This window comes from Sphaerospermopsis sp. LEGE 08334 (genome assembly GCF_015207205.1).
Classification (GTDB): domain Bacteria; phylum Cyanobacteriota; class Cyanobacteriia; order Cyanobacteriales; family Nostocaceae; genus Sphaerospermopsis.
Map to the genome: position 1 here is coordinate 61,647 of NZ_JADEXH010000033.1, position 9,317 is coordinate 70,963.

Genomic DNA, 9,317 nt, shown 5'->3' on the forward strand with positions numbered 1-9,317 from the left:
GGGTTGTTTTTTGGTTTTTCGGTTTTTAACTAACATACTTGGCCTTTAGCAGTTTCCTAAGCCATGATGGATTTGGTAAAACAACTAGGGTGTAAACCCATAAATTTATGGGCGATATTTTAGCAAATCGCTACGAAGTTCAACAGCAGTTAAGCAAAAAATCAGGCCGCAGAACTTTTTTAGCGCGTGACGTGGTGACAGGTGACTTAGTGATTGTCAAGTTACTTGCTTTTAATAGTGACTTTGAATGGGATGATTTGAAACTGTTTGAACGGGAGGCGGAAACCTTAAAATCTTTATCCCATCCATCCATACCTCACTATCTCGACTATTTTGAAGTAAAAGAATCCAATTATCAAGGATTTGCTCTAGTACAAACTTACATCCCAGCCCAAACCCTAGAAAAATATTTACAAACTGGAAGAAATTTTACAGAAAATGAAATTAAAGAAATAGGGAAAGCAGTTTTAGAGATTTTAATTTATCTCCATGAGTTGCACCCACCCGTTATTCACCGTGATATTAAACCTAGCAATATTTTATTAGGAGAGCGATCCGGTAATAGTGTGGGAAAAGTTTATTTAGTAGATTTTGGTTCTGTGCAAACTGTTTTAGCTTCAGAAACAGGTACTAGAACTCTTGTAGGGACTTATGGTTATATGCCACAAGAACAATTTGGAGGGCGTACAGTTCCCGCTTCTGATCTTTATAGTTTAGGATGCACATTAATTTATTTAATCACAGGTACTCAACCGGCAGATTTACCACAAAAGAATTTTCGCATACAATTTGAACAAGTTGCAAATCTTAGTCCCAGCTTAACTAACTGGTTAAAAAAGATGATAGAACCCAGTTTAGAAAAGAGATTTGCATCTGCAAAGTCAGCACTTACAGCTTTAGAAAAACCAGAAAATACTGTTAATATTACAGCTTTAACTGTTGGTAAACCAGCAGGTAGTAAAATTCAATTGATTAAAAATGATGAATTTTTAGAAATTATTATTCCCCCCGCTGGTTTTCAAGCGTCGATGCTGTTCCTGAGTTTATTTGCTATTTCTTGGAATTCCTTTATTTTATTTTGGACTATTGGCGCTCTTTCTGCACCTTTTCCTATAAACTTACCTTTTGCCTTGTTCTCACTGCCTTTTTGGGTTGCGGGTTTGTCTATGATTTATAGCATATTATATGGATTATTTGGTAATATGAGCCTGTCTCTAGATAGTCAGAAAATTTCTGTAATTTATAAGTTATGGAGAGTGAAAATCCGTCCTACTCGTTCAGCACCTAGAGACAGCATCACTAAATTGGTTTATATTCCTAAACACTTGACTAAAAACTCAGATGGTGAAAAAACTCAAGTACCAGCAACATTAGAAATTTGGGCAGGTGTACAAAAATTTTCATTGGATGTTAATGCTGGTTTAATTAAATCAGAAGCAGAATTGGAATGGTTAGCTCATGAATTAAGTAACTGGTTAAATATGGCAATTAGGACAGAATAAATTGTATAGTTAATCTAAAGTGACTCAAGAGGAAAATTATATGTTTGGATTAGGATGGCCAGAAATAGTGATAATTGCTATTGTAGCAATTTTGATTTTTGGACCAAAGAAAATTCCTGAGTTGGGGGGAGTTTTGGGAAAGAGTTTGAGAAATTTCCAAGAGGGAATTAAAAAGACTGATGAAGATGATAATTCAGAACAATCATAATTGTCTGAATCAGGATTTCCAGGATTTAAGGATTTACAGGATGTGATTGTTAAATAGTAAATTACTCTAGATTCTAGTCGGTTTTAACCGACTTTAGCTTTTAGACAGGGAATTTATTCCCTGGATTATTGGATTATTAAAAAAATTGAATTTTCATGTATTTATTTTAACAAAGTTATCAAAAAATTCATCAAACAAGTATTTGCAATCACACTTAAACATAGTTAGAATATTTAGTGTTATAAGCGTTTTACTTATGACCGTGTTCTCAATCTTGCTTGTTTCTACATTGTATAGTTAAAGGGTTAAATATGTCTTCAAAACAATTCCAATCAGCACACAGCAGTATTTACAAACTCGGTACAAGACTTGTAGAATATATTGATGAAATTCGCCAAAGTCGTCTTAAAGAAGGTGATGATACCAAAAGTTTAGAAAGTGTAGAAAATAACATCAAAAAAGCATTAACCGCCCTACAGCAACAAAAATATCAAGTAGCAGTTATTGCAGCTATGAAAGCTGGTAAAAGTACCTTTCTTAACGCTATTATTGGTGCAGATATTTTAGCTAGTGAAACCATTCGTAATGAAGAAGAATATGAACAAGCAATTACAAGGTTAAATGATTTACTTGATGAAATTGGTACTAATGAACAACATCCTCTTTATCATTTATTAGATACATTAGGAACGATAATTGAGGCTTATGAAACAGAACATCATCCTCTTCCTAATTGTCATGGAAATGATGTATTAGCTTATTTAATGGAAGAACACAAACTGAGTTTATCAGATTTATCTGAAATTGGTTCACCTGAAATGATACAAGCTATTTTAAACAAAGAAAAAGCATTAACATTTAATCAAATTCAACAATTAGCAGAACGTTTTCATGTAAACATTAAAGTATTTCTGAATTAGTATGTACCCTAACTTCAATTGGTTAATTTACCTCATAAACCTCGAATCTGCTGTATCAATCATCAAACAAATAAACTAGAGGGAACATAAAAATATTTACCTAAAATGTCAGCTTGTTCTGCATTGATATTACAATCTCCTTGAAGAATAGAGTTTACTATTTCCTGATCACCTTCTTTAAGACCTAGATATTCTGCTTCAGTTTCAATAATTTTAGGAGCAACTTTAGCTAGGAGTTGACTATCCATCATCGCTTGCGGATAGAGTTAGGTGATAAGTTTATTGTAACTTACTCAACAGAGAAATGCTATATTTCACTCAATTAGTATCTAGCTTTTTCTAGTCTAGTGAAGTACAAAATCATCTGCGTTTATCTGCGTCTATCTGCGTTTAAGTATTACAGCTTGTATTTCACTTCAATGATAATTGCTATAATAATATTAATTACCAAATCTCTCTTAAATCTAAAACAAATCCTGGTAAAATATCCTCACCATTTAACATTGCTGGATTATCTAATTCTTCCACAACTTGCCCAGGACGATAAATAAATACTTTATGTTGTTTTCTATCAATTAACCAACCTAATTTCACACCATTTTCTATATACTCTTGCATCTTTTCTTGTAATGGTTTTAGGTTATCACTCAGAGAACGTAATTCAATAACAAAATCAGGAACAATAGGAGCAAATTTACTTTTTTGTTCTGGGTTTAAACTATCCCAGCGTTCTTTTTTGATCCAAGCAACATCAGGAGAAATATCTTTGCCATTAGGTAATTTAAAACCTGTAGAAGAATCAAAACCTTTACCTAATTTTGTTTGTTTATTCCAAATTCCTACTTCTACAGCAATATCAAAATTACAATTTCCTGTTTCGCTGCCTGTAGGTGGCATAATTATTAATTCTCCTGATCCTGTGCGTTCAAATCTTAAATCACGATTATTTTGACAAAGTTGAAAAAATTGCTCATCTGTTAAGTTAATGTTTAATTTGAGATTAGGAGGTAAATTAGTCGTATTCATTATGTTTACCTCAAAGTGTAAGAATTTTAGATTTTAGATTTTAGATTTTAGATTTTAGATTTTAGATTTTAGATTTTAGATTTATAATACACTATTACAGCACTTCCCGGTGTTATGAGGTACAGAGATGAATCATAAAACTCTTGTGGTGCGGGCATCTTGCCCGCTACTGGTGTACTTCATTTATATGAAATCTGCTGTATATCATAATTTGACATAACCTAAGTTGCTAGTTATCTAAGCTTAGGTAATTAATAATTAAATTTACGTTTTCATCCTGAAAATCCTTTAATCCTGGACATTATCTCGACTTACTTCGACTTCGCTCAGTACAAGTCGCTTGATAACCACCTGATTCAGACAAAAAAACCGACCACCCAACGAACTAATAACACAAAAAAAATCAACAGTAGGGACAATTCATAAATTATCCCTACCGGAAATTAGAGTAGGGTATTAACCACGGAAGAAGGTGCTACCCCATTTTGGGAATCATTAATCGTAGTATTTGCGCTTTGTGGCTGAATTTCTTCCTGTACACCCCGCACCTTAATTAACCGAATAGCGCGACTCACACTTTCCGGCAAAATTACCACTAGACTACCATCAGGAGCCATATCTAAACCCTTATTAATGGCTTGAGTTTCATCCAGAATTGATTCATAACGGCAATTAGGTTTAGCCTGATTAATGCCTTGAATAATCAAATCTGCGGCTGATCCCCGTGGTCTGCCTCTAGTGTCATCATCTTCCTTAACAATGATGTAGTCAAAAATATCAGCTGCTAATTTACCCAGAATGACAAAATCTTCATCCCGGCGATCGCCCGGTCCCCCGACTACACCTATGCGCTGTCCACTTGTCCAGTTACGAACAAAAGATCCCACAGCTTCATAACTAGCAGGGTTGTGGGCATAATCTACCAAAGCATGGTATTTACCCAAATTAAACAAATTCATCCGTCCTGGTGTTTGACTCACTGAAGCGCGGAAAGTCCTCAACCCAGAACGAATTTGTTCAATACTCACATTCTGTACAAAAGCTGCCAAACTTGCTGCTAAAGCATTGGCAATCATAAACGGCGCTTTTCCGCCCATTGTTAAGGGTATATTTTCTGCTCTTTCTATCCGATGTGTCCAATCGCCTTTAACAATTGACAGATAACCATTTTCATATACTGCCGCTACTCCTCCCTTTTGGATGTGCTTTCGCACCAGTTCCGAGTCAGGATTCATGGTGAAGTAAGCAATATTGGCTTTTGTTTTTTCTGCCATCGCTGCTACTCTGGTGTCATCAGCGTTGAGAACTGCATAACCATCAGGAAACACCGCTTCAGCAACTACACTTTTCAGATTGGCTAACTGTTCAATGGTATCAATATCACCGATACCTAAATGGTCAGCAGCCACATTTAACACCACACCCACATTAGCCGCATCAAAACCTAACCCAGAACGGAGAATACCGCCCCGTGCCGATTCTAATACAGCCACCTCCACAGTTGGATCTTGCAGGATCACATGGGCGCTTTGGGGACCAGTGTTGTCTCCAGCTTCCACCAAGAAATCACCGATATAAGTACCATCTGTTGTGGTATAGCCGACAACTTTACCTGTTTGCTTATAAATGTGTGCTAACAAACGAGTTGTAGTAGTTTTACCATTAGTACCAGTGACACTGAGGATAGGAAGACGGCTCGGTTTTTCGTTGGGGAACAGCATATCCATGACTGCGCCGGCAACATTGCGGGGAGTACCCACGCTGGGAGCAACGTGCATCCGAAAACCAGGGGCAGCGTTAACTTCCACGATCACACCATCCATCTCTCTCAGCGGACGGCTAATGTCCGTAGTGACGACATCCAAACCTGCAATATCCAAACCGATAATTTTCACTACCCGTTGTGCTAACCAGACATTTTCCGGGTGAATTTCGTCGGTACGGTCTACAGCAATACCACCTGTACTCAGGTTAGCCGTTGCCCGCAGATAACAAATTTGCCCCTTCGGAGGCACACTATTAACGGTGTAACCTTGTCTTTCTAATAGCTGGTAGCTGGTACGATCTAACTCAATTTTAGTCAGGACATTATCATGACCTTCACCGCGATTCGGGTCTTTATTTGTTTCATCAACCAATTCAGCAATAGTGGATTTACCATCACCAACTACATGGGCGGGAACTCTTTCCGCTACAGCTACAACTTTACCATCTACCACTAACACCCGATGGTCACGCCCAACATAATACCGTTCCACAATAATAGAACGGGAAACCTGTCTAGCCGCGTCATAGCCTGCTTCAGCTTCATCCCAATTTCTGATATCAATGGTGATACCACGTCCATGATTGCCATCTAGAGGTTTGATGACTATAGGATAACCGCCAACATATTCAATGGCTTCTTCCAAATCATCCAAGAAGTTAATCACCGTACCTCTGGGTACTGGTACACCATTAGTAGCGAGGATGCGTTTAGTGGCTTCTTTATCACAAGCTAATTCTACACCGAGAATGCCTGTGCTATCGGTCATTGTGGCCTGCATCCGTTTTTGATTCACACCATAGCCTAGTTGAATCAGAAACCGGGCGGCTAGAGGCATCCAAGGAATACCTCTTTTTTCTGCTTCTTTGACTATTGCTTCAGTTGAAGGACCAAGGGAAGCATCACGCCAAAAGTCTTTGAGGTCTTGAATATCCTGCTCTAACTCGGCTTTAGGATAACGACCACGGTCAACAATGCTTTGACATAGCCGCACTGCTGCACGTCCAGCATAACGTCCCGCTTCTTCATTCAGGTACTCAATCACTACCTGGTAAACTCCAGGAGTGGCAGTCTCACGGGTACGGCCGAAACCTACATGCATTCCAGCTAGTTCCTGGAGTTCTAAAGCTACGTGTTCTACGATATGACCCATCATGGTGCCTTCTCGTACACGCATCAGAAAACCACCACGACAGCCCGGTGAACAATAGTGACCCTCCAGACTTGGTAGGGCTTCAACTAATCCTTCATAAAAGCCTGGGATTTGATTTGAGGGTGTTTCGGCAAGGTTTTCCAAATCAAGGCGCATGACGATTAGTTTATGGCGTCGAATGCTCCAATAGTTTGGGCCGCGTAAGGTCTGGATCTTGAGGATTCTCATGGGAATAGGTAGATGGAGATTCGGAACCAAAATTCTAGTTTCTTACTGAAATTGACCGCTAAACTGTTCACTATAAACAGTTTTTTCTTTTTAGATAGTATTTGTCTATTTTTTTGGCAACAACAAATAAATGCGCGGTCAACCAGTGTAACCTCAGATACTCTATCCCGTCAGCTGGAGATCCGATGCACAGCGGGTAAAACAGTACGTTGGTAAAGATGGAAGCGATCTCCGTAACTGAGGATATGTAGACGTAAATTATGTACAGTCAATGGTTCATTAGCACTGACATGGGGTTCGTTAGTATGGGTAAGTTCTGTAGGGTCAACAATTGTGACGCTACCTTTACCTAATACTTGCAACCAACCATCACGTTCAAACACAGCACAAGTATCTTCATCAATGCCAATACCAAGACGATCTGGATGGGCAGCGATCGCACTAATCAATCTTCCCATCCGATTGCGGTTGTGAAAGTGTTGATCGACAATAACTTCAGGAATAAATCCTAAACCTGTGGCCATATCAACCAGGGAACGATTGGGCGTTTCCCCACTACCTCCACCTGCAATCATGTGATGTCCCATGACTGCTGCCCCCGCACTCGTTCCTGCTAAAGTCAGTTGTCCTGCTCGCACCCGCTGGCGGATAATATCCATTGCCGGTGTATCTGACAGAACTCCACAGAGGCGCAATTGATCTCCCCCTGTTAAAAAGACCCCAGTACAAGCTTCTAAGGATGCCTGAATTTGAGAGTTTTCGCATTGTTCGCGTTCACGAATGTCTAAAATCTCAACCTTTTCCGCACCCATTTCTTCAAAAATGCGAATATACCGACCACCAATGATGGCTGGTTCGCGGGAGGCAGATGGAACAATTGTAATATATGCCTTACTAGCACCAGCACGAGCAACAAAAGTCCGCAAGATTTCGCGTCCGTGAACTTTGTCTTCTGCGCCTCCGATAACTAGAACGGCGGTTTTAGTTGCTTGGGGTGTCCTCATTTCCAGCGATTTAGCTTTTAATTGCTGCATTGTGTTTCTGTGGTCAACAACTTCAGGAACCATCGCCTTTAAAGGTTTCCCAGGCTTGTGGCGAATGGCTTATGAATTTAATCAGGTTTAGTCGCCTGTTTCTTTTCGCCCTTTGCTTTTTTAAGAGGACACTTTTGATCAGTTTAAGAGTTGCTAAATTTGACTCTCCAACTTTTCCTTAAACGCAGATGAAGTTTAAGTTCTGTCATGTCCGTTACTGTTCCTCATCACCAGTGCCTTGTTTTTCACCTTTCTGCTGATTCCAGAGTGGTAGAATAAAATAGTGCTTTCAGGCTGGGTTTACCCTTTAGTTTTGGGGGCGAAAGCAGGTCTTGACACTCTTTTTTCTGAGGCTGGCTCGATACATCCTGGAAGTTGTTAACTTTGGTGGGATTATTAATTTAAATTTAGTTGTGACAATATTTAAACATAAATTAAGTAATTAGAAAAACTTTTGCTCCCACCAAAAAGCTAAGAATTCTGGTACTTTTAGATACTATAGCTCCGGTTTATCTCTAGTATTACCTCCTCCTGACTTCAAAGGAACTCTTAATGGGATAAAGATGGGAAGATAGAAAGATGGGAAGATGGGGAAAAATATTTACGTTCTGCCTTGTGCCTTCTGTCTTGTGCCTTCTGTCTTGTGCCTTGTGCCTCATTGGTAATTTACGTTAAATGTCCCAATCTCATCTTAGTGTCATTAAATACGAATTATTGTGCGTTTTGATATAGTTACACTTTTTCCTGATAGTTTTAGTTCAGTTCTGGGTTCTGGTCTTTTGGGCAAAGCCCTGGCCAAGCAGATTGCTGAAGTACATCTGGTTAATCCCAGGGATTTTACCACAGATAAACATCGTAAGGTAGATGATGAACCCTACGGCGGTGGTGTGGGGATGCTGATGAAGCCTGAACCGATTTTTGCAGCTGTGGAATCATTGCCGATTTTACCGCGTCGAGAGGTAATTTTGATGAGTCCCCAAGGTGAAACAATAAATCAGCCCCTGCTGCGAGAATTAGCAACAAATTATGACCAATTGGTGGTGATTTGTGGACATTATGAAGGGGTAGATGAAAGAGTGCTAAATTTAGTCACTCGTGAAGTGTCTTTGGGTGATTTTATCCTCACCGGTGGCGAAATTCCGGCTATGGCGTTATTAAATGGCGTTGTGCGCTTACTACCAGGGACGGTGGGTAAGGTAGAATCTCTCAAGGCTGAAAGTTTTGAGGAAGGTTTATTAGATTTTCCCCAGTATACCCGTCCTGCCAATTTTCGTGGTTGGAAAGTCCCAAATGTGCTACTCAGTGGTAATCATGCGGAAATTGCCAAGTGGCGTTTTCAACAACAAATTCAACGCACCGCTTCCCGTCGTCCCGATTTACTGGAAAAATGGCAACAAGAGAGGCAGGGGAGCAGGGAGCAGGGAGCAGGGGGAGAAAGGTAAGCAGGGGGAGCAGGGGAAGCAGGGGAAGATTAATAACCC

General features: G+C 39.5%; 8 protein-coding genes. 4 read left to right on the top strand and 4 right to left on the bottom strand.

The window, feature by feature from the left end; translation table 11 throughout:
• Window positions 1-107: 107 nt before the first annotated feature.
• From IQ237_RS18235 to IQ237_RS26375, 3 genes are all read left to right on the top strand, one after another.
• Complete coding sequence (locus tag IQ237_RS18235; RefSeq protein ID WP_194057659.1) at window positions 108-1,502, top strand: serine/threonine-protein kinase; 1,395 nt, start codon at window positions 108-110, stop codon at window positions 1,500-1,502.
• Between the two features lie 40 nt (window positions 1,503-1,542).
• A complete protein-coding gene (gene tatA, locus IQ237_RS18240) occupies window positions 1,543-1,710 on the top strand; it encodes a twin-arginine translocase TatA/TatE family subunit (RefSeq protein WP_194057661.1) in 168 nt (55 codons plus the stop codon).
• Window positions 1,711-2,021: 311 nt separating this feature from the next.
• On the top strand, window positions 2,022-2,630 hold the full coding sequence (locus IQ237_RS26375) for a type II toxin-antitoxin system HigA family antitoxin (RefSeq protein WP_228020451.1): 609 nt from the start codon (window positions 2,022-2,024) through the stop codon (window positions 2,628-2,630).
• A 62-nt stretch (window positions 2,631-2,692) separates the two neighbouring features.
• Here the strand turns inward: IQ237_RS26375 and IQ237_RS18250 are convergent, their stop codons facing one another.
• From IQ237_RS18250 to IQ237_RS18265, 4 genes are all read right to left on the bottom strand, one after another.
• Window positions 2,693-2,878, bottom strand: a complete 186-nt coding sequence (locus IQ237_RS18250) for a hypothetical protein (RefSeq protein WP_194057663.1) — start codon at window positions 2,876-2,878, stop codon at window positions 2,693-2,695.
• A 196-nt stretch (window positions 2,879-3,074) separates the two neighbouring features.
• The gene (locus IQ237_RS18255; RefSeq protein WP_194057665.1) at window positions 3,075-3,656 is read right to left on the bottom strand and encodes a Uma2 family endonuclease; all 582 of its coding nucleotides are present in this window, start codon (window positions 3,654-3,656) and stop codon (window positions 3,075-3,077) included.
• A gap of 443 nt (window positions 3,657-4,099) precedes the next feature.
• Window positions 4,100-6,802 (bottom strand): cyanophycin synthetase, encoded by a 2,703-nt coding sequence (gene cphA, locus IQ237_RS18260; protein ID WP_194057684.1) that lies wholly within the window; start codon window positions 6,800-6,802, stop codon window positions 4,100-4,102.
• Between the two features lie 170 nt (window positions 6,803-6,972).
• Entirely contained in the window at window positions 6,973-7,836 is an 864-nt protein-coding gene (locus tag IQ237_RS18265; RefSeq protein ID WP_194057667.1) for a cyanophycinase, read from the bottom strand.
• A gap of 716 nt (window positions 7,837-8,552) precedes the next feature.
• Here IQ237_RS18265 and trmD point away from each other — a divergent pair.
• Window positions 8,553-9,278, top strand: a complete 726-nt coding sequence (gene trmD / locus IQ237_RS18270) for a tRNA (guanosine(37)-N1)-methyltransferase TrmD (protein ID WP_194057670.1) — start codon at window positions 8,553-8,555, stop codon at window positions 9,276-9,278.
• Window positions 9,279-9,317: the final 39 nt, after the last annotated feature.

Coding starts and splice junctions, on each gene's coding strand:
- IQ237_RS26375 (WP_228020451.1), top strand. CDS start 2,022: ATGTCTTCAAAACAATTCCAATCAGCACACAGCAGTATTTACAAACTC.
- cphA (WP_194057684.1), bottom strand. CDS start 6,802: ATGAGAATCCTCAAGATCCAGACCTTACGCGGCCCAAACTATTGGAGC.
- tatA (WP_194057661.1), top strand. CDS start 1,543: ATGTTTGGATTAGGATGGCCAGAAATAGTGATAATTGCTATTGTAGCA.
- IQ237_RS18250 (WP_194057663.1), bottom strand. CDS start 2,878: ATGGATAGTCAACTCCTAGCTAAAGTTGCTCCTAAAATTATTGAAACT.
- IQ237_RS18235 (WP_194057659.1), top strand. CDS start 108: ATGGGCGATATTTTAGCAAATCGCTACGAAGTTCAACAGCAGTTAAGC.
- IQ237_RS18265 (WP_194057667.1), bottom strand. CDS start 7,836: ATGCAGCAATTAAAAGCTAAATCGCTGGAAATGAGGACACCCCAAGCA.
- IQ237_RS18255 (WP_194057665.1), bottom strand. CDS start 3,656: ATGAATACGACTAATTTACCTCCTAATCTCAAATTAAACATTAACTTA.